The organism is Sulfuricurvum sp., assembly GCF_049277495.1.
Taxonomy (GTDB): domain Bacteria; phylum Campylobacterota; class Campylobacteria; order Campylobacterales; family Sulfurimonadaceae; genus Sulfuricurvum.
On sequence record NZ_JBASYM010000047.1, the window covers coordinates 28631 to 51990 of the forward strand.

29 protein-coding genes and 1 pseudogene are annotated in these 23360 nt (G+C 44.6%); 8 read left to right on the top strand and 22 right to left on the bottom strand.

Annotation, left to right across the window (positions count from 1 at the left end; genetic code table 11):
- The first annotated feature begins 34 nt into the window (after positions 1 to 34).
- The 4 genes from WAO38_RS08665 to WAO38_RS08680 are packed head-to-tail and all read left to right on the top strand — an operon-like array spanning position 35 to position 1920.
- Positions 35 to 247, top strand: coding sequence for a hypothetical protein (locus WAO38_RS08665; protein ID WP_422236242.1), 213 nt, complete (start codon positions 35 to 37; stop codon positions 245 to 247).
- Between the two features lie 45 nt (positions 248 to 292).
- Entirely contained in the window at positions 293 to 976 is a 684-nt protein-coding gene (locus WAO38_RS08670) for a tetratricopeptide repeat protein (RefSeq protein ID WP_422236244.1), read from the top strand.
- A gap of 12 nt (positions 977 to 988) precedes the next feature.
- Positions 989 to 1603: a riboflavin synthase gene (locus WAO38_RS08675; RefSeq protein ID WP_422236246.1), complete on the top strand. Its 615-nt coding sequence runs from the start codon at positions 989 to 991 to the stop codon at positions 1601 to 1603.
- 5 nt (positions 1604 to 1608) lie between these two features.
- Positions 1609 to 1920, top strand: a complete 312-nt coding sequence (locus tag WAO38_RS08680) for a hypothetical protein (RefSeq protein WP_422236248.1) — start codon at positions 1609 to 1611, stop codon at positions 1918 to 1920.
- Here the strand turns inward: WAO38_RS08680 and WAO38_RS08685 are convergent.
- Together WAO38_RS08685 and WAO38_RS08690 are read right to left on the bottom strand one after the other, a co-directional pair.
- Positions 1895 to 2644, bottom strand: coding sequence for a tRNA (5-methylaminomethyl-2-thiouridine)(34)-methyltransferase MnmD (locus WAO38_RS08685; protein WP_422236250.1), 750 nt, complete (start codon positions 2642 to 2644; stop codon positions 1895 to 1897). The two genes, WAO38_RS08680 and WAO38_RS08685, sit on opposite strands and share 26 nt — an antisense overlap.
- 92 nt (positions 2645 to 2736) lie before the next feature.
- Positions 2737 to 2898, bottom strand: coding sequence for a hypothetical protein (locus tag WAO38_RS08690; RefSeq protein WP_422236252.1), 162 nt, complete (start codon positions 2896 to 2898; stop codon positions 2737 to 2739).
- Positions 2899 to 3395: 497 nt separating this feature from the next.
- On the opposite strand from WAO38_RS08690, the gene WAO38_RS08695 reads away from it, so the two are divergent.
- A complete protein-coding gene (locus tag WAO38_RS08695) occupies positions 3396 to 4232 on the top strand; it encodes a hypothetical protein (protein ID WP_422236254.1) in 837 nt (278 codons plus the stop codon).
- Here the strand turns inward: WAO38_RS08695 and WAO38_RS08700 are convergent.
- From WAO38_RS08700 to luxS, 4 genes are all read right to left on the bottom strand, one after another.
- Entirely contained in the window at positions 4229 to 4534 is a 306-nt protein-coding gene (locus WAO38_RS08700) for an STAS-like domain-containing protein (protein WP_422236256.1), read from the bottom strand. The two genes, WAO38_RS08695 and WAO38_RS08700, sit on opposite strands and share 4 nt — an antisense overlap.
- Before the next feature lie 245 nt (positions 4535 to 4779).
- The gene (locus tag WAO38_RS08705; RefSeq protein WP_422236258.1) at positions 4780 to 5259 is read right to left on the bottom strand and encodes a hypothetical protein; all 480 of its coding nucleotides are present in this window, start codon (positions 5257 to 5259) and stop codon (positions 4780 to 4782) included.
- On the bottom strand, positions 5256 to 5558 hold the full coding sequence (locus WAO38_RS08710; RefSeq protein WP_422236260.1) for a hypothetical protein: 303 nt from the start codon (positions 5556 to 5558) through the stop codon (positions 5256 to 5258). The genes WAO38_RS08705 and WAO38_RS08710 overlap by 4 nt, the downstream gene beginning before the upstream one ends.
- A complete protein-coding gene (gene luxS, locus WAO38_RS08715; protein WP_422236262.1) occupies positions 5558 to 6064 on the bottom strand; it encodes an S-ribosylhomocysteine lyase in 507 nt (168 codons plus the stop codon). Before luxS ends, WAO38_RS08710 begins: the two co-directional genes overlap by 1 nt.
- 96 nt (positions 6065 to 6160) lie before the next feature.
- Between luxS and WAO38_RS08720 the strand changes: the two genes are divergently transcribed.
- Together WAO38_RS08720 and WAO38_RS08725 are read left to right on the top strand one after the other, a co-directional pair.
- Positions 6161 to 7333, top strand: coding sequence for a class II aldolase/adducin family protein (locus WAO38_RS08720; protein WP_422236264.1), 1173 nt, complete (start codon positions 6161 to 6163; stop codon positions 7331 to 7333).
- A gap of 102 nt (positions 7334 to 7435) precedes the next feature.
- A complete protein-coding gene (locus WAO38_RS08725; RefSeq protein WP_422236266.1) occupies positions 7436 to 7741 on the top strand; it encodes a putative quinol monooxygenase in 306 nt (101 codons plus the stop codon).
- 36 nt (positions 7742 to 7777) lie between these two features.
- On the opposite strand, the gene lsrK is transcribed toward WAO38_RS08725, so the two are convergent.
- From lsrK to WAO38_RS08785, 12 genes are all read right to left on the bottom strand, one after another.
- Positions 7778 to 9313 (bottom strand): autoinducer-2 kinase, encoded by a 1536-nt coding sequence (lsrK, locus tag WAO38_RS08730; protein ID WP_422236268.1) that lies wholly within the window; start codon positions 9311 to 9313, stop codon positions 7778 to 7780.
- Positions 9314 to 9511: 198 nt separating this feature from the next.
- Complete coding sequence (locus WAO38_RS08735; RefSeq protein ID WP_422236270.1) at positions 9512 to 10039, bottom strand: DUF2202 domain-containing protein; 528 nt, start codon at positions 10037 to 10039, stop codon at positions 9512 to 9514.
- A gap of 180 nt (positions 10040 to 10219) precedes the next feature.
- On the bottom strand, positions 10220 to 10762 hold the full coding sequence (locus WAO38_RS08740) for a DUF2202 domain-containing protein (protein ID WP_422236272.1): 543 nt from the start codon (positions 10760 to 10762) through the stop codon (positions 10220 to 10222).
- A 178-nt stretch (positions 10763 to 10940) separates the two neighbouring features.
- Positions 10941 to 11135, bottom strand: coding sequence for a hypothetical protein (locus WAO38_RS08745; protein WP_422236274.1), 195 nt, complete (start codon positions 11133 to 11135; stop codon positions 10941 to 10943).
- Between the two features lie 108 nt (positions 11136 to 11243).
- Positions 11244 to 12200, bottom strand: a complete 957-nt coding sequence (locus WAO38_RS08750) for a thiamine pyrophosphate-dependent enzyme (RefSeq protein ID WP_422236276.1) — start codon at positions 12198 to 12200, stop codon at positions 11244 to 11246.
- A 9-nt stretch (positions 12201 to 12209) separates the two neighbouring features.
- Positions 12210 to 13430 carry a 2-oxoacid:ferredoxin oxidoreductase subunit alpha gene (locus WAO38_RS08755; protein WP_422236278.1) on the bottom strand — a complete coding sequence of 407 codons (1221 nt, stop codon included), beginning with the start codon at positions 13428 to 13430 and terminating at the stop codon, positions 12210 to 12212.
- On the bottom strand, positions 13430 to 13846 hold the full coding sequence (locus WAO38_RS08760) for a 4Fe-4S dicluster-binding protein (protein WP_422236301.1): 417 nt from the start codon (positions 13844 to 13846) through the stop codon (positions 13430 to 13432). The genes WAO38_RS08755 and WAO38_RS08760 overlap by 1 nt, the downstream gene beginning before the upstream one ends.
- 10 nt (positions 13847 to 13856) lie before the next feature.
- Positions 13857 to 14414, bottom strand: coding sequence for a pyruvate flavodoxin oxidoreductase subunit gamma (locus WAO38_RS08765; protein WP_422236280.1), 558 nt, complete (start codon positions 14412 to 14414; stop codon positions 13857 to 13859).
- A gap of 122 nt (positions 14415 to 14536) precedes the next feature.
- Positions 14537 to 15181, bottom strand: coding sequence for an HAD family hydrolase (locus tag WAO38_RS08770; protein ID WP_422236282.1), 645 nt, complete (start codon positions 15179 to 15181; stop codon positions 14537 to 14539).
- Positions 15182 to 15286: 105 nt separating this feature from the next.
- Complete coding sequence (locus WAO38_RS08775) at positions 15287 to 16795, bottom strand: peptide-binding protein (RefSeq protein ID WP_422236284.1); 1509 nt, start codon at positions 16793 to 16795, stop codon at positions 15287 to 15289.
- 111 nt (positions 16796 to 16906) lie between these two features.
- Positions 16907 to 17572, bottom strand: a complete 666-nt coding sequence (locus WAO38_RS08780) for a phosphatase PAP2 family protein (protein WP_422236286.1) — start codon at positions 17570 to 17572, stop codon at positions 16907 to 16909.
- Positions 17573 to 17582: 10 nt separating this feature from the next.
- Positions 17583 to 19181, bottom strand: a complete 1599-nt coding sequence (locus WAO38_RS08785) for a phosphoethanolamine transferase (RefSeq protein ID WP_422236288.1) — start codon at positions 19179 to 19181, stop codon at positions 17583 to 17585.
- 118 nt (positions 19182 to 19299) lie between these two features.
- Between WAO38_RS08785 and WAO38_RS08790 the strand changes: the two genes are divergently transcribed.
- On the top strand, positions 19300 to 21204 hold the full coding sequence (locus WAO38_RS08790; RefSeq protein WP_422236290.1) for an LTA synthase family protein: 1905 nt from the start codon (positions 19300 to 19302) through the stop codon (positions 21202 to 21204).
- Positions 21205 to 21219: 15 nt separating this feature from the next.
- On the opposite strand, the gene WAO38_RS08795 is transcribed toward WAO38_RS08790, so the two are convergent.
- The 4 genes and pseudogenes from WAO38_RS08795 to rplM all read right to left on the bottom strand — a co-directional run bounded on the left by WAO38_RS08795 (position 21220) and on the right by rplM (position 23317).
- Positions 21220 to 21762: a CZB domain-containing protein gene (locus tag WAO38_RS08795; protein WP_422236302.1), complete on the bottom strand. Its 543-nt coding sequence runs from the start codon at positions 21760 to 21762 to the stop codon at positions 21220 to 21222.
- Positions 21754 to 22335, bottom strand: a pseudogene (locus WAO38_RS08800) (methyl-accepting chemotaxis protein); the annotation flags it as partial. The pseudogene WAO38_RS08800 and the gene WAO38_RS08795, both read right to left, overlap by 9 nt.
- Before the next feature lie 160 nt (positions 22336 to 22495).
- On the bottom strand, positions 22496 to 22885 hold the full coding sequence (gene rpsI, locus WAO38_RS08805) for a 30S ribosomal protein S9 (RefSeq protein ID WP_422236292.1): 390 nt from the start codon (positions 22883 to 22885) through the stop codon (positions 22496 to 22498).
- Between the two features lie 9 nt (positions 22886 to 22894).
- A complete protein-coding gene (gene rplM, locus WAO38_RS08810; protein ID WP_299929832.1) occupies positions 22895 to 23317 on the bottom strand; it encodes a 50S ribosomal protein L13 in 423 nt (140 codons plus the stop codon).
- Positions 23318 to 23360 lie beyond the last annotated feature (43 nt).

The following is a 23360-nucleotide window of genomic DNA, read 5'->3' on the forward strand; positions in this document are numbered from 1 at the left end:
AGGAAAAATAGCCTACAATTAAGAAAATATTTTGATGACGGGTGACACCATGGATGCCGCAAACGCCAAAACACTAGAAGAGCTTCTCAAAAACTACAAGCCTGAGCCTCTCGAATACGATCCTGAGGTAGATGGCGGAGACGAGTACCTCATCCGAGATGAGCTCCTCAAGAAAAAAGAGGAACTTAAAGATGTTGTCACAAAACTTAAAGAAAAACAGCGAAATGAGCGAAAAGTACGTCGTTAAGGCCGCCTTGCTATAATCACCGGAAAATTAAACGAGGTTATCTGTATGATCCAAAACGCATTTGACGCTTTTAATAGCGAGCGATACGAAGAGGCTTTGGAACTGTTCGAAACATTAGCTCTTCAAAACAACCCTACCGCCCTCTCATCACTCGGCTATATGCACCAAAAAGGGCTGGGAGTGGAATCCTCCCTAGAGCGGGCTTATCACCTATATCTCCAAGCCGCGGCGCTGGATGAGCCTGCCGCCATCTACAACCTTGCACTCATGGTAGCGGATGGAATCGTTGTTGCCCACGATCAATACAAAGCACATGAACTCCTGATACGCGCTTCGGTTCTAGGTTTTGCGCAAGCCCAATATGAAGCCGCACTCTCACTGGAACGGGGAATCGGATGTGTCCAGAATTTCTCCGAAGCCGCCTTTTGGTACGAAGAAGCGGCCAAACGCGGTAATCCAAATGCCTTTAATAATCTCGGCGTATTGTACAAAGAGGGGCATGGGGTTATTCAGGATTATCCGAAAGCCTTTATCTGCTTTTCCCGAGCCGCAGCAATGGATATCCCTGAAGCCCAGTATAATCTGGGACTTCTTTACGATCAGGGTCTGGGATGTGAAGCTGATCATGATATCGCACTGGAATGGTGTAGAAAAGCGGCCTATAACGGTCATGAAAAAGCGAAAAGCATTATCCGTTCTTTGCAAGAAGAGGGTAAGATTGTATTTTAACAAAGGGGCATTATGTTTACAGGATTGATTCGGGAGATGGCACAGGTGAAGAGTTTCGGCGGCAACCGGCTGTCGCTCAAAGCAGCCCACCGCCCTAAACTGGGAGACTCTATCGCCATCAACGGAACCTGCCTCTCTGTCGTCAGCATCGAGAGTGACGGATTCACTGTTGAACTCTCCCCCGAAACCCTCTCCCATATCGCTACCGAAAAGCTCTCCGGAAGCGTCCATATCGAGCCTGCCATGATGATGGGAGACCGGTTTGAAGGGCATATCGTCCAGGGACACATCGATACGATCGGCACCATCGACTCGATAACCAACAACGGCAACAGCTATGATGTCGTTGTCCATATCGATTCGGAATTTATCCCTCTGATTCCGCCGAAGGGTTCTATTACGATCGACGGAATCAGCCTGACCGTCAACGAAGTGTTGAAAGACGCTTTCCGTCTCACCATTATCCCGATCACTATGTCAGAAACTCTTTTCGGCACCTATAAAAAAGGGACCCGCGTCAATATCGAAACCGACGTGTTTGCCCGCTATATGCGTCATATTCTCACCTCATCCTCCAAAAAAGATCTCAGCTGGAATGACATCGATCATATCAGTTCACTCTATTAACCGCTATGACAAAAATACAATGGATCATGATGGGAGCATTCGTCGCAGGACTGATTCTCTCGCTCTATAAAGTCTATCTTTTTTTACCGAAAAAACGTTTGGCAGACGATGACACGACTCCCGAATCGGTGGAACTTCTAGAGCGCATATTAGTCGAAACGGACCGTGACCATCCCTCACTTACCGATGAAGAGCTGTATCAAAAAATGACGGAACATCCGAAGTTTGATCCTAAGCACTTTTGGCGGTTCAACGAGAACCGTCTTCGCCATTTAATCGAACATTACCGTTTTAAAGAGCCAGATTTTCGTCGCTAAGGGATTTGGTATCCGGATTGCACCGAATCTTATGCTCCATATCGACTTTCTCATATTCTTTCAATTCCCGTCGTGAAGCGATCGTCGCATTGCGATACCCCTCACCCGAATTCAGGTAGACATTCCATCCGTTCTCATACAGAGCCAGCCGCGTAGAGAGTGCCGTCGAATAGGTCGTCACTACTCCCTCCTCTCCCATCAGCCGCGCGATATCGGCGAAATACTCCCGCGTCCAGAGGGCAGGATTGACCGAGGGGCTGAAAGCGTCTTGATAACACACATCCCATTCCCCCTCCAAATCCCGCATCGCTTTACGTGCATCGGTGATTTCAACCGTGATCTGCGTCCGCTCATCCTCATATCCGCCGAGTGTCGCGATGTCGGTGATCATATTACGGTACGGCTCAAAGATTTCGGGATAGGGAAAATCGACGAGAGAAGCGACCAGATCGCCGTCGAGTTCGGGAGAGTAGATTTCGAGCGTCGTGTCAGGATAATAGGTGTCACGGTAATAGAGGCTCAATAGAGTATTAAACCCAAGCCCGAAACAGATATCGATGATGCGCAGATGATCTTTCTCACGATGCAGTGCAAAAGCGGGCTCGATATGTTTTTTGAGCGATTCGTTGAGAGCACCGTCTTTCGTCGAATGGTAATGCTCGTCATATTCGGAACTATAAGCTGTATAACTTCCGTCTTCGCTCTGTACCCACTCTTTTGCCATTACCGAACCTTTTTTCGTTTAGCAAAATTATATCTTTTTACCTGCCCAAATTATAATGATGCTCACTTGTAATAAAGCAGCACCTCGGTGTTTTAACGCTCGTCCCAGTAGATATCCCCGTCATATTCGGCATGAAATCCGAGCGCACCGAGTTCCTGCGCGTATCCGATTATTTCGCATACCTCTTCATCGAAATGATGGACCAGATGGTTGAAATTGGAATCGTTCATTTCCACTACATCGTATTCATACATGGCTTATCCTTTGTATAAGATATCCCTATGAATACATCAATTATTCCCGGTTTTTTATCCTCTCTTTGCACCAATCCGGCGAGAATAATAAAAAATACAACAATTTTGTCGTACTTTATTCATTCCCAAAAATATTTTATCCGTTTCTCCGCCGCAATTCTTCATGACAACTATATCTTTTTACTTTCCTAAACTATAATGGTGCTCATTATTTAACAAAGCGGAAAATATGGATACAAAAGAGAAACAAGCGATCATCGCCGTTTCAGCAGGGCGTTGCTCCTTATACTCAGCATGATCGCTTCGGCAATGTTTTCAGAGAGTATTGCTTATCGTGGCTATATCTTTATTACTGCTACCTCTCTAAGGGAATTGGTTCTCATGTTCATCGGGATGAGGAAGATAATTCAGCATACGGTGTCGAAGAGGTAAAAATCATTTTAACGAACATTTCAATATAATCAAGGAAGTTCTTTTACGAACACAAGGGTAGATTAATGCGCGTAACTATTGATAACATAGGGGAATATCTTCATTTGTTTAGTGAAAAAAATACTGATTTTGGAAGCCCAGCGTGGGCAGAACCTATTTTTGCAGCTATGATACGTGCATATCAAAATCATGAAAAATTAACTATCAATATTGGCAATGGGTATATTCGAAATATGATACTATCAGAATATCAAAGTCATAAGTCATATAGTCCTATTGAATGTATTTTTCAAAGAGCTGATGTTGATAAAATTGCCAATCATATAACACAAATTATGCTAAAGAACTTTCACGAGCTTTCTCCAAAGGATCAGAAAGATTTACGTGACTATCTACAATACCTTTTTACTGAACTTATGAACAATGTAGCTGATCATTCACACTCGTCAGTAGGTGGATATGCAATGGCTCAGTATTTCCCATCTAACAGAAAAATACAGTTTGTAGTTGCTGATAGAGGGGTAGGATTTTTAAGAAACTTACTCCTTAATTTCGATGATGTCGATAATGAGTTAGCAGCAATAATAAAAGCTCTGCAAAAAGGTATTACTTCTACAGAAGCAGTAATGTATGGTGCTCATAAAAATGCAGGATTTGGTCTGTATGCAATGTATGAGATCTTAAATATGACAGGTGGTAAATTTGTTATTATTTCCAATGATGCCTTGCTTAGATATTCAAATGGATCTTATTCTACAGAAACGTTATCACCACCATGGAATGGGGTTGTCGTTGCATTCGAATTCGAAGAAGCAAATATTAACTATGATATGGATTATTTTCGAAAAAACTATTTATGGAAAGAAGCCCTCGAAGAAGAAGATGAGGACTTTTATGTTTAAGCTGATCGTTCTTTAGAGTATTTAATTACAATATTTATCGTATCTTTTATACCCTGAGTTTCATTGACAAGTTTTACTTTTCCACGGATATATTCAATTCCAAATGCTCGAATAAATATCCCAAAAAATTCATCTATAAAAGACTGAGTAACTTGTTCTACTCCTGCGAAATCAAGAGTAACTTGACCATCTTTATCAAGTACAGGCTTCATTTTTTCACGAATAATTTCACCAGCTCCACGTGACCCAATAAAATCGAAACCACCGGTAACGCTTTTTACATTGATTACTATGCTTGGCATTTTTAATTCTTTCTAAGGTTATTAACCTATTAATGTTCATACTGAACATATTTTTTTGATTTGGAATTATATCCGCATCTGCTTAATTAACATTAACGCTGATATTATGACTCTTCTTTTATTATAACGATAAGTATATCGGTTATATCTTAACAAATAGTTACGTCTTAACCTATAAATTCATTTATAACTTTACCGTTAGTAACATCACCTATAGTATCGTTCTAATAATGCAAAAAATATTCCTACAGACCCGCTCCCCACATATGCATCTTTTTTCCAACGATGATCTCATATCCTTCGATGAGATCGGTAATCGCATTGATCGCCCGAAACTCCCCCTGATCAAGCAGCGATTCGACCTCAGCGATACCCATAGAACCATTTTTCTGGACAATGATGATTTCGGAGGCGTTAAGCAGTGTGCGGTAAATCAGCTGGAGAAATTTATTTGGAGATTCATGTAAGTGCAACACGTCCTGCACGATCACTGCGGCGTAATCACGAGGCACTCCCCCTGCGGGAGATTTATAATCTTTGAGCGAAAACACTTTATGAAATGTCGTATGCTCTAATGCTTGATGCTCTCCCGGAAAAAGTGAAAGGTCAATCGACCCATCATAGGGAGAAAGAAAACCGGCTAATTCCTCCGCCATAGAGTCCAAATGACTCGTTACCACCATAATTTTCGTATGCGGTGTCGGATGAAGAAGCGCAGTAATCATAAAGACAAGTCGTGCAACTCTCGGAAAAGATACGCTTCGACGATATCATCGATAGTGCGCTGAGAGTGAGCAACCAATACCATCATCTGCTGATCCAGAAACTCCATCACCGGTTCATAGTTATTCGTGACGATCACCGCATCGCATGGCGCCTCGATTGTTGAGCGATCCGTATAAAAGTTTATTTCGATTACACGCCCCTCTTCGATCTCGACCGTTGCCCAAAACTTTGCTGATAGAATCCCGGTCAGTTCTGATTCTTGGGTATCATCACCATCGATCGGTAACAAGAGGATCATTATTTTTCTACCTTCGCAAGATCAAGTTTCAACGCTTCGTTATCCATGATATCGATATCTTTGCGAAGCACTTCTGCCGCGATCGCTTTTGCATCTTCGAGGGAGTGCATTTTATAGGTACCGCATTGGTAAATATTGAGTTCAGGGATATCGTCTTGAGATTTAACTTCGAGAATATCTTTCATCGACGCTTCCCACGCATCGGCGACATCCTCTTCACTCGGCGATCCGATCACACTCATATAAAATCCGGTACGGCACCCCATCGGAGAGAGATCGATGATCTCGGTCGAACCTGAATTGAGGTGATCACGCATAAACCCTGCGAACAAGTGTTCCAATGTATGAATCCCCTCCTGCGAAAGAACTGCCTCATTCGGGCGGCAGAAACGGAGATCGAAAACGGTAATATCATCCCCTTTCGGAGTTTTCATCCCTTTGGCACGGCGAACGGCAGGAGCGGGCATAATGGTGTGGTCTACACAAAAGCTATCGAGTAACGGCATGATAATCCTTGAAATATGATCTTTAATTGTGGCAATAGTAACATATTTCATCCTTGCATCGCTATAATTTGACGACTAATACAAGGATCTTACATTATGAAAAGTCTCTTTGACGATACCGTAGCCGCCCACTACCGAAATGATCCTCTCGCGATGCGTGTCTACACCTCTCAGCTCTTAGGGCAAAGCAAGGATTTAGTCCTCCACGGCGGAGGGAACACCTCTGTTAAAATCGGCAATACCCTCTATGTCAAGGGAAGCGGATGGAATCTCGACACGATCGAAAAACCGGGGTTTTCCCCTGTCGATCTGGACGTACTGATCACCATGGCCCAACGCGAAACACTGAGTGATTCCCAAATGGTAAAAGAGCAGCGTGCCGCAATGAGCGACCAAACATTCCCGAATCCCTCCATCGAAGCGATTTTGCATGCCATTATCCCCTTTGACTTCGTGGATCACACCCATGCCGATGCCGTCGTCACGCTGACCAATACCCCTAACGGCAAATCTTTGGTACAACAGCTTTATGGAGCGGATATGCTCCTCGTCGATTACGTGATGCCGGGCTTTGAACTGGCTAAATATATTGCCGATCTCACCCGTAACATCGACTGGAATAGCTTGGACGGGATGATTTTGATGAACCACGGTGTTTTCACCTTTGATAACGATGCACGGGTGGCCTATGAGAAGATGATTGATATCGTGAGTGTTGCCGAAGAGTATCTCAAAGCACACGTAACCCTCCCGAGTGACGTAAGAGAAAACCGTGCCGATCCTCTTTTGATAGAAGCCCTCATTAAAGAGGTTGAACCTCTGCGCGGCTCTGCGATTGTCGCCAATGTAATCGATTCCCCCCGAGCCAAAGCGCTCAGCCTGCTTCCTAATCTGCAAGAGATACTGCATAACGGGGAACTGACACCCGAACACGTTATCCGCATCAAACCCTTCCCTGCATTGATCGGTGACGATATCACTTCGGGGATCGCGGCCTTTGTCCAAGCGTATCAGGAATATTTTAATCTCCACGCATCCCAAGAACACATCTGCCTCGATCTCGCGCCGCGCTACGCTATTATCAAAGGGCTTGGTGCCGTTGCCTTGGGTAAAGATACGAAAGAGTCTGAGATTATCGCCGATATCGTAGAGCACACCATTACCGCGATTCTCAGTGCCGAACAGCTCGGCGGGTGGAAATCATTGACCCCGTCGCAAGTCTTTGCGATGGAATATTGGGAATTAGAACAGGCAAAACTAAAGAAATAGCACGGTTCACTGTGCGCGAGCTTCCCGCAGAAGGGAACCCGGCGTTAGCGTACAATCGGGATGTATTCCGATGGCGTATAAACTAAATAAAAAAGGAAAAATATGAAAATTACGAAAAAAGTGACCTTTATCGCCAAAGAGGAGCATATTGCTACGGTCAAAAAACTGCTCGAAGATATGGTAGAACCCTCACTCAAAGAGCCGGGGTGTTTGTTTTACTACATTTTTCAATCCCAAACCAATCCGTGCAAATTCTTCGCCGTCGAATCCTGGGCGGATGAGGAGTCGTTAGAGGGGCATAAACACACGGAGCACTACGCGTATTACAAATCGCATTACGAGCCGTTCGTCGATGATAAATATACTGAAGAGCTAGACCTCCTCGACGAAAAAGCCTATTCTTTTTAACACGCCATCGGAACAAAGTCTGCGCATGCTTGCGTGCTATAGTCCGGGAGCCTTCCACATCGGCTCCAGTGTCCCCTCGCGAACCAACTCCATCTGCTTGGAATAGACTTTCATCCATCGTTCTTTGATCGCTTGATACTCTGCATAATTACCTAAATTCGGCTCGTAAGAACGTTCCATTTTGACGATATTTTTTCCCGCTTCTTCGAAGCTTTTATAGACTCCCGCACCGATACCGCACGCCATCGCTACCCCCAGAGCCGTTGCCTCTTTAACTACCGGGACTTTTACTTCCAAGCCGGTGACATCGGCCAGTATCTGAGACCAGAGTGCTCCATTGGAAGCCCCGCTCGCAAACGTGATCGAGGTCGGCGAAACTCCGCTGAAAGCTTTGATGTTTTCCAGATTGATCGCGCTGACGATACACGCATTCTCTTCCAGCGCGCGGAACATCGAACCGATATGGTATTTGCTCTCATCCAACCCCAGCCCGATAAACGACGGAGACGCGTGTATCCATTCGCCGTAATTCATTCTATCACTAAAGACTGGTGTGATTCCATACGATCCGATCGGTACGGAGGCTGCCAGCGCTTCAAGCTCGCCGTAGCTTTTTCCGCATCCGAAACTGTTTCGAAACCAGCGCATGACGAGACCCGTAAAAAAGGTGATCCCCTCAGCCTGGGACATTCCCCGGACCACATGCGGATTGACTCGCAATAACATATCCTGAGCGAGGTTAGCATCGCTGGGGATATTGACTACCTGCTGCCAAAAGCTCCCCCCCAAGACTACCGCATCGCCCAAAGATGAAGCGCCCAATCCGGCTGTGCCGATTTGAACGTCACCGCCCCCCATCACAACGAGCGTATCGCGGCTCAGTCCCGTCTCCTCTGAGGCTTGGGCACTCACATTTCCTAAAATCTCTCCGCTCTCGCGTATCGGAACAAACAAATCGTTGAGCCCGCATTGCTCGAACTCGCTTTTTTCCCAATGACGGTTTTGCAGACTAAATGCTCCCGCCGTTCCCGCGTTGGAAGGCTCAGACGCCAACTCTCCGCACAGTTTGAAGAGTATCCAATCACTGATCATCGTAAAAAATCGGGCTTTTTCATAAAGGGCCGGGCGATTGTTTTTCAGCCATAAAAGGCGCGGCGCGGCTGAGAGGGCAAAAGTTTGGCCACTCTTGGCGTAACTCTCCTGTTCCAATGACGGATAGGTATTTTTGAGATAGGCGACTTCCTCCCCTGCTCTGCTGTCCACATTTGCGACACCCCAAAGCTCATGTTTTTCACCGTCATAAACAACAATCCCCTCCCGCATGCTCGATGCCGATATAGCGGCAATCTCCGAAGGGTTGATTTGTGCTTTGGCAATCGATTCGCGGATACACCGTTTGGCCAGCTCCCATCCGCTCTTAAAATCAAATCCCATCGATCCTGTGACATTTGCTTCAGCGATATGTTCCCACTCATACTGTGCAACAGAGATTTGATTTCCCAGGGTATCAAAGACTATGGCACGGATACTTCCCGTCCCCGCATCGAGTACAAGAAAATAGCGTTGACCCATTCTGTATCCTTTGATTGATCTTCCGACTCCGGAGAATTCTGAATTATCAAGTTTGATTATTCGCCTAATAAAGGCATCCATTACATGATATTATTGTTTGATTAAAGTATAGAAAACTTATTTTAGCAGGATAATAGATTTATGAGTAGAAAGGGATGAGAGATCATGCAGTACCAAACGGTACTGCATCAGGATCGGTTATTGTGCAGCGGTGAGTGCAGCTTGAAACGCACTCAGGTGACTGTACGAACCTATACGCAGATTTTCAAATACTTTCACCACATCAGCAGGCATTCCTTCTTCATAAGCGACGATATCGGTAATATCTTTCTCTTCAATCGCAATCCCAACCTTCAATCCTTCTACCAAAGATGTAGATCCTTGAACGATCAGGATGTTATAAAGGTTTTGCAGATCAGGCAATACGAAAACACCGATGGCCGATTCGTTTACCTGGGAGATATCAACCCCGTATTTCACGCAGAGCTTTTCGACGGCATCCATATGCTGCTGTTCTGAGAGCTGAATATCCGCAAAAGTACTTGCGGTCGGATATTTCTGTCCGAGAACAATATACACATCCCGCGCTACTTTCTCTTCCTGATACATAAAGAGCAGTGACGCTTTTTGTGTATCCGTCAATCCGCCAGACGTAGCAGGTTTAGCGTACAAGGACCCTACAATAACAAATAGTGCCAATATGGCTACTCTGATACTTTTTTTCATGTTTGACCTTTTTTTTATGATTGAAAAATATAACATTAGAGTGTTAGTGAAGTGTTAATTGCCTGAGTATTTGAGTACTGAATATTGAATATACAACACCCAATCACTTAGTTGGAAATTTTATGGATACGGTCTGCCCCATTTTTGCAGTACACTTATGCTGTACTGCAAAAGAGACAATCATTCTGCAGCTAAAAGAGCAGTTTGGAAGGCATTCAGATGGTTCAATGAACCCGCGCGCAGATTTTCAAATACTTTCACCACATCATCCGGCATCCCTTCCTCATAGGTCACGATATCGGTAAGGTCCTTTTCTTCAATCGTTATCCCAACCTTTAGCCCCTCATCCAATGAGACTGATCCCTGTGCGATGAGTGTATTGTAAAGGTTTTGAAGATCCGTCAAGATGAAAACACCGATAGCCGATTCATCCACTTGAGAGATGTCAACCCCGTATTTCACACAGAGCTTTTCGACGGCATCCATATGCTGCTGTTCTGAGAGCTGAATATTTGCAAAAGTATTGGCCGCCGGATATTTCTGCCCGAGAACTATATACACATCACGTGCCAGTTTCTCCTCCTGATACATAAAAAGCAATGCATCTTTTTGAGCATCTGCCAACTCTACGGTACTTTTCGCAAACAAAGACCCGCTTATGATGATGGCTGAAATGATTCCTACCAACACTAATGAGAGGCCTAGAAATATTTTTTTATACATTACCACTCCTTTCTTTTGTACTCACAGACTATGGTACAAATGTTTTATGAGAAAATAATTGTATAAAATAAAAAAAAATATTTTATTTCCGCGATCTCCGTCAGAGCATTATATATAGGAGCCTGAAAGAAAGAGTGAAGCCAATTCTTATTACGCCATGATGGAGTTAGAAAATAAGCTAACGGAGTTTTTTCATATTGACGAATATTCCCATAGGAAGGTTTTTATCTATTTCGTCTTTAATTTTTTCAATGCGGACATTGCAAATTGAGTCTTTTAGCTGTTCTGCCAGTTCTTGCAGTTCCTGCTCACTTTCACGCTTGGCTATTCCGCGCGCTGAACATCCGGTCACTCCGGTGTGATTGTAAGTCATACGATACATTATTCATCCCATAATTGTTTTATTGACAGTGATAAAGCAAAGAGAGTTCCAAGAAACGGTTGTATAAAAGAGGTGAAAAAGGCGTGAGGGTTCGTGTCTTTAGACACGAGCCTCTTCCCGACGCTGAAGACGTTCCCACTCTTTATCGACGCGTGTTTGCCACTCATCGAGAAGGTATTCGTATTGTTTGGTGAAAAGGTGTTTAAAACGCCCTTGCGCACCGAGGTAATCACGTACCGGGATAATATTTTTCGGACGGTAAGTGATGTTCAACTCTGTACCGTTAATGATTTCATACAATGGGAATACCAATGAATCGGTTGCCAAATCAGAAATCGCGATTGTATCTTCCGGTGCAAATTTCCACTCGGTTGTACATGCCGACATCGCATTGATGAAAACCGGGCCTTCTGCTGCAAATCCTTTTTGGATTTTTGCGACCATATCTTTCCATTTGTTCGGAGCGACTTGCGCGACGTATGGAGCACCGTGTGCCGCCATAATTCCCATCATGTCTTTTTTGTTTTTCTTCTCACCGTAGCTCACGCGTCCGGCAGGAGTCGTCGTTGCCGATGCACCGATCGGTGTAGATGATGAACGTTGTCCACCGGTATTTGCATAGACTTCATTATCCAAACAAACGTACATCATGTTGTGCCCGCGTTCGAAACATCCTGAAATCCATTGGAAACCGATATCATAAGTTGCACCGTCTCCGCCGAAAGCAACAAACTTAGGTACGCGATCCGGCTGTTTTAGGCGCCCTTTGTTTTTAAGCGCTTTATACATTGCTTCCGCACCTGCTACCGCAGACGAACCGTTTTCAAATCCGATGTGGATCCATGATGCATCCCATGAAGTATACGGATAAACTGCCGTACAAACTTCCAAACATCCTGTCGATGCCGCAAGAATCAAATCATCGTTCGTTGCGTTCAAGACTTCACGAACAATAATCGAGTGGGCACAGCCCGGGCAAAGAAGGTTGGCCCCTTCAAAGCGATCCGCCGAAGTGGAAAAATCTTTGAGGTTTTTAATTTTTTTAATTTCTGACATAGGAGCCCCTTAGAAAAAAGAGAGTTTCGGTCCGCGTAGACCGATGTACTGTTGCAATGGAGTGGTAACTTTACCCGCATCCGCGTTTGCTTTGAGATCTGTATAGATACTCACTAAGTGTGCTTTGGTCAAGTCACGTCCGCCCAATCCGTAGATGTAGTTCGTCAGAACCGCTTTCGTATCCGTATTGAACAATGTCCCTGAAATTTCATTGAAAAGGGCCCCTACGGTACCATGCGGGCTTGAACGATCCAATGCTGCGATAGCTTTTACATCCTTGAGCACTGCCGCAAGTTGTTCCAACGGCCATGGACGGAATACACGAATACCGACAACACCTGCTTTAATACCCTGCGCACGCATCTCTTCAGCTACTTCACGTGCCGTTTCAACCGATGTACCCATACAGACGACTGCCACTTCCGCATCTTCCATATCGTAAGACTCAACAATGTTGTATTTACGGCCTGTCAATTTTTCAAAATCGTCAAATGCTGCTTGGATTTTAGGGATAACCGCTGTCATCAAAGCATGCTGCTGACGCGCTTTGTGTTCAAAATGCCAATCTTCTTCCGTTTGTACCCCGTGGGTTACCGGATGGTCAAGATCGAGCATATCATTCATCGGTTTATAAACACCGACGAAATTGAAAGCGTCTTCATCGCTGATAGTGTGAACACCTTGCGCTGTATGGGATGTCATAAACCCGTCTTGGTGAACCATAGCCGGTAAGCGGACATCGTGATCTTCCGATACTTTGAAAGCAATAAAGTTCAAATCATACGCATTTTGCGGGCAATACGAATCGAGCTGAATCCAACCGCTGTCGCGACCCATGTACATATCAGAGTGGTCGCCGTTTACGTTCAGCGGTGCACCGATAGCACGGTTTACGACGTTAAGAACGATCGGCAAACGCATTCCTGATGCAGAATAAAGGGTCTCAACCATGAGAGCGAAACCTTGTGAACTGGTAGCAGTCGCTACACGTCCGCCCGCAGCTGCGGCACCGATACAACATGACATTGCACCATGCTCAGATTCTGTCATAACAAATTCGCCATCTACATAGCCGTTTGCCGTAAAACCGGCGTAATTTTCTACGATAGGAGTCGATGGAGTAATCGGGTAAGCGGCAACAACATCAACCTGCACTTGACGAAGTGCTTGGCTTGCTGCCATATTACCATCCCAGACTTCAATATCGCGTAGTTCCATAGTATCAGCCATTAGTCTTCCTTTGGTTCTTCTGATTGGTCTTTTTTCTCTTTTTTAGGCCATTCGGCAAGGGCAGCTTCTTCATCTTTCTGTTCCGGGAACATCAATAATGACTTTGGATTTGTCGGACATACTTCGACGCAGATTCCGCACCCTTTACAGTGATCAAAATCAATTCCGATCATTTTTTTATCGCGGGCGATAATCGACATATCCGGACAATAGATCCAGCAAAACTGACAATCGATGCAGTAGTCTTTGTTAAATAAAGGCTTTTCAATACGCCAGTCAGCGACACTGGCCGTAAATGAATTTGATACCGAATAAGGGCGATTTTCAGGAAGCGTTGTTGCAATATCCCGTGTCGCTCCGTCAAATGATCGGAGCATGGCACCGATTTCGAACCCATCCCATCCTTGTTTTTCCATCATGTGCTCCTTATTTCACTTCATCATACGCGCGTTGAATCGCGATCATGTTAGCATCGATAATTTTTTGGGGAAGTTTTTTAAGAACTTTCACCATACTCTCTTTGAAAAACTCGATATCGTACATTTCTGATACTTTCATCAATGCACCCAACATCGGTGTATTCGGAATTGCTTTTCCGATCGTTTCCTGGGCTATTTTAATACAGTCTACGGTGTAGACTTTTTTCCCTTCCAACTTCGGCTGAGAAGCAATAAGCTCATCCGTGCTCATATGGGTCGTAACAATATAGATAGTATTATCTTTTTCATTCGCCGTGATGTCCGCTACGTATACCAATGCAGGGTCAATAACCAAAACGTAATCAGGTCTCATAAATTTTTCGTGGTTCATAACCACTTTATCGTCGACGCGGTTATACGCCGTCATAGCTGCTCCGCGTTTCGCTGATCCGTAAAACGCAAATGCCTGAACATGCTTACCGGTGGTGGATACAACGTCTGCTAGACCTTTTGCACCTGTTACGGCACCTTGTCCGGCTCGACTATGCCATCGAATTTCTAGCATGAAATCTCCCTCTGACTTAAGTTTAAGTTGAATTTTATCAATACGTGTATTCTATGAAAGTTGCTCTTAAATGTAGCTTTTCAGTTTCCATGAGCTCCGAATAGAAAGGAAAACTGTTACTTTCATCCCCGCTGAGCGATGTAGCGGACCGCTTCGAGCACATCAGATTTTATAATATCTGTTAATGTTAATAATTGTTCCGCATTATCATATCCGCTTGTAACCGCTACACATTCGATCCCGGCACGATGAGATGCTTCTACATCAAGCCGGGTATCTCCGATCATCCATATTCCCTTATCGCTCTTTTCCATTTTTTCCAACGCTTTATGAATCGGTTCGGGATGCGGCTTGCGATTTTCGACATCTTCAAAGCCGATCAAAACATCGAAATAATGCATAACACCGAAATGCTCCATAAGCTCTCGTGAGTACACCCCCGTTTTGGTCGTGACGATTCCCAATCTCGCAAATTCCGAAGCTTCCCGTATGGCTTCAAGAGAGTTGGGCAGCAGAAAGGTTTTTTGGCGGGAAATATCACGATAATAGAGTTTATAGGTACGCACATGTGTCTCGATTAACCCACTGTCGACACCGACTCCGGCAAACATGACTTCCAGCGGATGCCCTATCTGCGAAGTTATCATGGAATCGGTAACCTCCAATCCCAAGGCATGTACCTTAAGCGAATGATAAAAACTTTCCAAAATCGCTTCTGTAGAATCGATCAATGTCCCGTCTAAATCAAATAAAATTATTGGCTTCATTCATATCCTTTTAGAAACGCCATCAGAATGTATCCCGATTGGCTGCGCTAACGCTGTGTTTACTCGCAGGGGGCACAATGTCCTCGGCGGAAAGCCCAAAATTGCCTACTGTTTTTCATTTTTTTCCCAATCGATGTAATTTTCCCAAATACCGTTAATACTCGGTTTTATGCCCGAAATATGTCGGCTGTAGACATTGATTGCGTTGGGAATGACTAAAAACAGATAGGGGTTATCCCCGGCAATCTGCGCAAAAATTTGCCGCTGCAATGCGGCAATACGTTCAGGATCCGTGGACCCCTCCATCTTTTCTATCAGTCTGTCTGTCTGTGACGAGTGGTATCCGACAAGATTAAATCCACCCGGTACGTCACTATCGCTATGCCATAGTGCGTACGGATCGGGGGTGAGCGAGAGCGACCAGCCCAACAAAACGGTCTCAAACTTTCTGGGCGATACAACCGTATTCAAAAAAGCCTGCCATTCCATCACCCGAAGGGTAACTTTGACCCCCGCATCCAGCAGCTGCCGCTGCATAATTTCGGCGGCATATGGGCGGATAGCGTTGGAATTGGAGGTAGCGATCTCAAATTCCAACGGATGCGATGCATTATAGCCCGCGGCCCGAAGAAGGGCTTTGGCTTTCGCAAGATTGCGTTCTGGTGCTTTGACTCGGTCATTGAATCCTTTGCTTCCCGGTAAAAAAGGGCCGGTACACACCTTGCCGTGCCGCAAAAACAATACATCGATCAAGGCGTTTCGATCAATCGCTAAGGAGAGCGCTTCACGGACTCTCGGATCTTGAAATTTTTTAAGTCTGAGATTAAACCCCAGATACGTATAGGTATGCGACGGAAGCTCCAACGTGGCGAAACGTTTATGGAACGATTTGTCCAGCTGCCGCTCATACTGCATCGGTTCCAAGGCGTCTACGTCGATTTGTCCCGATTTCAGCATCAAAAACCGTGTCATCGGGTCACTGATGACATGAAATACGATCTTATCTATTTTAGGGCGATGCTCGAAATAATGGGGGTTCGCTTCCAAAACGATCTGTTTGGAAAACTCCAGTTTTTTGAGGACATACGGTCCGGTTCCAATAGGGGCCGTGTTGAAGGAAGAACCCATAATATCGTTTTCACGGCTCAGGATATGACGCGGGACGATCCCCATCATCCAGATCTCCAATGCTTTGAAATACGGTTTTTCATACGTCACGCGCACCGTATAATCATCGATCGCCGCCACCTTTTTGATAACCCTGAAATCAGACGCATAAGGGGTGATCGTTTTCGGAGATTGAATCAATTCATAGGTAAACAGGACGTCACGGGCAGTGAACGATTTTCCGTCATGCCATTTCACTCCGTGACGCAGTTTAAACTCTATGACGGTCGGTGTCACAAAGCGGTACGACTCCGCCAGATCGCCGATAATTTTCTGTCCGCTCTCATCGTATTTCACCAATGAATTAAACAAAAATCCGGCAATGGACGAGCTTGCGGAATCGGTCGCGATCAGAGGATTGAGCCGCGCGGGATTGGAGGAGGCACTGAGGTGGAGCGTCGAAGCGATCAGCCATACGCTCTGCAAAATAAGGAGTAAAAATTTCAATCTCAGCCTATTTTTTTGATAGGATTATAGCATTTTAAAAACTCATATAAAATACGCTACTATTATGCATCAATGCATACAAAAATAGAAGCTCAAAGATAGCTATACCGCCTAATCCGGTTTGCCTTTTTCTATCCCATAGTCAACGGTCCGTGCAATCAGCAAAATTATGAGCCATGCCAGAATCATCGTGATCGTGGTGTGGCTTAAAAAATGATCTCCGATCAGCATCTTATACGTCCCCATACTCCAGCCGATCACCATTGCCCCGTAAACCGCTGCCAGCTTGGCTTTTCGGGTTTGAAATAAAAAAAACAGAGACAGTAGAGCAAACCCTCCGCTTGCATGCCCTGCCGGCCAACACTTTTGCTTCTCTGTGTGACAAAACTCGCTTGAATATTTTTCCCAGACACAGGTATGAGGATAGGTTCCGTCAAAGATATCAAGATTTTTAGGACAGGGGATATTGGTAACCGCTTTTAACGAACCGACGAAAAGAGGAACGGTAATCGAAGATAACACCACAATCATCAATCCTCGCCGATACGGTTTCATCCAGGGACGTTTCCACCCCAGTATCAGTCCAAAGAGCAAAAGAACCGCAACAATAATCAAAAGACGTTTAATCCCGTCATAAAAAATAAATCGAAGAACTGCATTATCGCTATCGAGTATCCATCGATGCGTCAGCGGATTATAAAAATGTTTTTGAACCCATATATCCATTCCGCTCAACCCGAAAAAAAGGATTGTCACGGCTAATACAAGGGCGGTCACCCCAATATTTTTAGCGGGCGACATGCAATAAATCAAGTTCCGGCTGGTAAACCGATGTATTGACCTCCATAAATCCCAAAAGAGTATGGAAGAGTGAATCTTGGGTTTGAGGAAGCTTGGCGCTTGCCATCATTTTAGATTTATCGATTTTAAACTGCTTACCGAACCACATCACCGCCGGAACATGTTTTTGAGCTTCGGGTGCAATGGCGTAGGGGAATCCGTGCAAATAAAGACCATTTTCCCCCAACGATTCGCCATGGTCACTCAAATAAAACATTCCGGTCGCAAAACGATCATCATTTTCCTTTAGAAGGGTGATCGCCTGACTCAAAAACGTATCGGTATAAAGAATCGTATTGTCATACGCATTCGTAATTTCATCCGTTGTACATTGCTCGAGCTGATTGGTCTTGCAGACCGGGGTAAATTTTTCATACTTTTTGGTATAGCGTTTGTAATATGCGGGACCATGGTTGCCCATCTGATGCAGTACGATCAGGATATCCCCTTTCGGGTGGGCCTCAATGTATTCTTGTAATCCGAACAGCATCCCCTCATCACGGCACTCTTCATCGCAAACCGTATTGTTTTTTGAGGTCTGATAATCTTCGTACGTTACCCGATCTGCCACCCCTTTGGAATTGGAGTTATTGTCACGCCAGAGGATATTGACTCCGGCGCGGTTGAGTACATCCAACACATTTTCGGTATGAAGTGCTTTCTCTTTTTCATAACCTTCCCGTCCAAATGAGGAAAACATACACGGAACCGAGACTGCCGTCTCCGTACCGCATGACGTAAACTGGGTAAAGTTAACGACATCCTCTTTGCGAAGCAGCGGTGTTGTATCACGCGAATAGTCATTCAAGCCGAAATGGTCCCATCGTACCGCTTCACCGACCACAAGAATCATCAACTTTCGAGGTTCCCCTGTGGCTGTGATAGAGGCATCTTCACCGATATGCGTCAGTCCGGTATATGGGTGAGAAAATGTTTTTTGGATATAGGATTCCAGCGAATAGAGATAAAAGGTAGGATTTGCATAATAGCGGAGCGGTTTATGCTCCCGGAAAAACGAAGTGTAATATTTACTAAATGAAAAAATAAGTACAGCGATAATACCCAATGCGATACCGATCACTTTTGCCTTGCCCATTATGGTCGATTTATGCGGCACAAGAAGGATCGGTATCTTATAAACAATCACCGAGGGGATCACGCCCAACAAGATAAAATAAAGAAGCTGTTTGAAACTCAGCAGATCAGCAGATTCTTTAACATTGGTCTCCAGCATATTCTGAATCATATGCGTATCGATGACAACGTCATAAGCATCCATAAAATACGCGGCCATCGACGTCACCAGCAAAACGGCGATCAGGACCGGCTTAAGTGTACTGCGCCAGCCAAGAAGGGTCAGCGTAATCACCGTGACGCACAGCAGTACAATCGCGACGGATAGAACAAACAAAATATTTCCACCGGATGGAGGATACACTTCCAATACATGTTTGAAAAATGCCCCGTTTGCAAAAATAACCAAAAATAATGCAACCGCAATCGTAACTGTACAGCTACTGCGAGGAGTCCTAAACCAATTGAACATATATGTTCTCCCATATTAAAGACGGAATTATAAGCTCTAATAGATAATAAGCGGCTAATTCAAACTGTTAGCAATCCTGTGTTATAACTTCACATCATTTTATCAGGGATTAAACTACATGACCCGAGAACTTCTCAAAATCTATTTCCTCTTTATCGCACTCTTTTTCCTCGGACGGCTTGGGTTATACGGTCTTTATTTTGACCGGCTAGGCGATATTACGTTCACTGAATCCCTTTTATCCTTTTTGTACGGGTTGAAACTCGACACGATGGCGACCTCGATTATTTTGATCATTCCGGCGATTCTACTCGCTATCACGCCGCAAATAGCAGCTAAAGCTGTCAGTCGTTTGATCAACGGCTACGTCCTCTTTTTTTTATTAATAGCTCTGTATGTCGAAAATGCCACTTTTCCTTTTGTTGCACAATACGATGTCCGCCCCAACTATCTTTTTGTTGAATACCTGAAATACCCCAAAGAGGTATCGTCCATGATCCTCAAAGAGTATCCTCTGCAGCTCATCGCCGCATTCTTGATGTTAGTGATGACAGCTTGGGCTTATCTTCGATTTTCGCCTCTGCGTCTCGTTCAAGCGATTCAAACTCCCTTATGGAAACGGATGCTTTTATTCCCTTTTATCGCGGCCCTTCTTTTTATCGGTATCCGCTCCTCATTGGGACACCGTCCCGCCAATATCTCTGATGCCCTTTACAGTACCAACCGGATGGCCAATGAGATCGCCAAAAACTCCCTGTACGGCATCGGATATGCTTATTACAGCTATACCAAAGAATCAGGGGATCTGATCAAAAGCTACGGCAAGATTGATTTAAAAGATGCCTATGCGAGAGTTTCCGAAAAACTCAATATTCCATTGGGAGGCGAAATTCCTTTCAGCCGCATGGAACCAACCCATTTTCCTGCTCCAAAACCTAAAAATCTCGTCATTTTTATCCAAGAATCGCTCGGCAGCCAGTTTGTCGGATTCAGCGGGGGAGAGACAAGCGTAACACCTAATATGGAAAGACTTTCGCATGAAGGTTTGGCATTCACCAACCTGTTCAGCAATGGGACCCGCAGTATCCGCGGCCTTGCCGGAATGACGTCAGGATGGCTGCCGATTGCCGGGGAAGGAGTCGTCAAACGAAACAAGTCCCAAAGCGATTTTTTCACAGTGGGATCGTTACTGAAACCCTTAGGATACAAATCATGTTTTATTTATGGCGGAGAGGGGCGATTCGACAATATGCGCAGCTGGTATATGGGTAACGGCTTCGATGAAGTGATCGAACAAAAAGATTACAGCAATCCAGCCTTTGTCAGTACCTGGGGAGTCAGTGATGAAGATTTGGTGACAAAAGCCAATGAGAAGTTTAAATCCTACTCGGCCAACGGGGAGAAATTCGTCAGCGTGATGTTTTCCTCTTCGAACCACTCTCCGTTCGAACTGCCGGACGGAAAAATTGATTTTATTAAAGGGGAACCGCGTAAAAGCGTCAAAAATGCGGTCAAATATGCCGACTTCGCTATCGGTAAACTGTTTGAATTGGCTAAAAAAGAGGCCTATTACAAAGATACGGTCTTTGTCGTCGTCGCCGACCATAATATCCGTGTCTACGGGGATGATTTGGTACCGGTCAATATGTTCCATATTCCCGCATTGATTATTACGGATGGTCTTAAACCGCAGAAATTTGACCAAATCGCAACTCAGCCGGATGTTTTGGCAACAGCCCTCGATCTGCTGGGTGTTGATCTCACCTACCCTGTTCTGGGACATTCGATTTACAGTGATAAACTGCGCCAAGTTTCACTGATGATGTTCAATGATACTTTTGCCCTGCGCGATCATAACAAAGTAGCCATTATTCAACCTAACAAAGAGCCATTGACCTTTATCTACGAAGGTGAACATCTCAAACCTGTTGAACACGATGTCGAACTCGAAAAAGACGCGCTCGCTTTTGTTACCGTGATGGATGATATCTATAACAAAAAACTCTTTCGCGCCAATAAATAGCAACCGGACAAGAGACTAAAGTCTTTGCCGGCTTTGACGCTCTTCCATCAACATATCACCCAGACTTTTAATAACTTCCTGACTTGCGGATTCCGCATTGGAAAAATATTTTCGGATATTTCCCGATTCCTGAACACATGTATTAGATTTGACACAATTAATTGCGGCTAATATATTGTCGTGGACTGCTTTATGCGGCATTTCTAATTTATTGAAACTGGATGTTGATCCGAATATTTCTGACCCTTTGCCCCCCTCAGCCCATTTGCCTAAACGGCAGTGATGATGATCGGCGAATTCTTCTTCAACTTTAAGGGTAAAGACACTTTTATACCCTTTTGATTTAAATAAGAGATGGTCAAGCTTGACAAGAACCATAAAGACAGAATAAAGGACATCGGTAGAGTCGTTATGGATGGCTCCTGTACGGGAGCCAAGATCCATCAATGCCAGTCGAAAACGCTCCAACTTTTCATTCGACACCGATGAAATACTCTCCATAACACTGGAGCGTTCATGAATTTCAACCGCATTTTGTTTGAGACTTTGCACGCTCATGGCCACCTCTTGAGTCGCCTTCTGGGTACGCTCGGCCAGCTTTCGCACTTCATCGGCAACGACGGCAAATCCGCGTCCGTGTTCCCCAGCCCGTGCCGCTTCGATTGCAGCATTCAGAGCAAGCAGATTGGTTTGGTCGGAAATATCTTTAATCAGGTTAATCACTTGAGAAATCGACCCGACACTCTCATTCAACTGAGAAACCGAACCATAGTTTTCGGTAATGTTGCCAATCAGTTCCTCCTGTGTTTGAAGGAGGGCTGCAATTTCTTCGTTGATCTCATTTGCATTGGCATGATTGTCTTTGTTAAGGACTTCAATCTCTTCAAGCTCTTTGACATTTTCAGAAAGATCTTTTTGCAATATCGTCAAATCACGCTGGCACGCATTGGTCAATTCATCCGTCAAATGACGGACCAGTTCCGACATGGCAGCACTTTCATTGAAACGGCTGTTTTCTTCCTTCAGCCTCTCTACCTCGTACCGCAGTTGCTCATTTTCCCGTTCATATTCTGCAATTTTTGCATTGAGAGGTTCTACCTCTATCTGCCTATGGCCACTTCCGAAAAACATTTTGCAAGTCCTTGTATTAAAAACATCGCAGATTCTATTGGGTAATTTATAAGCGGCAGCTTAAAGTATAATAAAAATGAATAAATAATTTTAGATTGCTATATAATTGTGATAAAGAGAAAGAGGAAAGAACTCCCCAGAAAGCCTGAGGAGGAAACGATTAACGTTTTGAGAATTGAGGAGAACGACGCGCTTTGCGTTTACCCGGTTTCTTACGCTCGACGATACGAGAGTCACGAGTAAGCATACCGTACGGTTTCAAAACAACACGGAATGCAGGATCAAACGTACAAAGAGCACGAGAGATACCATGACGAAGTGCATCCGATTGTCCTGAGAAACCACCGCCGGTAGTTGTCGCAGTAATATCGACTGATGTATCTTGTTTAGTCAAAGAAAGCGGTTGAGTAACACGCAATTTCTTCGCTTCAAGACCACCGAGCCATGCGTCGAGAGAAAGACCGTTTACAGTGATTTTACCTGTACCCGGAGCAAGCCATACTTTAGCGATCGAAGATTTTCTTCTTCCGGTTGCATACGTTTTTGCCATCGTTTATCCTTACTTAGCGATCTGTGCAGAGTGTGGGTGTTCAGCACCTGCATAGACTTTTAGTTTTTTCAACATCGCACGACCTAATTTTGTTTTAGGAAGCATACCGCGAGCTGCGAGTTTAAAGAGTTTTTCTGGGTTAGTCGCCAAAAGCTCTGTCATTTTTACACTTTTAACGCTACCGAAGTAACCGCTGTGCGTGTGGTATTCTTTTGTAGCCAATTTTCCGCCGCCATTAATGACGATTTTAGATGCATTGATAATAATAACAAAGTCACCGCAGTCAACATTTGGGGTAAAATAAGGTTTGTCTTTTCCGCGAAGACGGGCAGCAACATCAGTCATCAAACGACCGAATGTTTTCCCTTCTGCATCGATCAAAACCCATTTACGGTCGATTTGCTCAGGTGAAGCAATTTTAGTAAATTTCATCTTGAGTCTCCTTCTAAAGTCTCTATAAATAGTGGCGCAATTG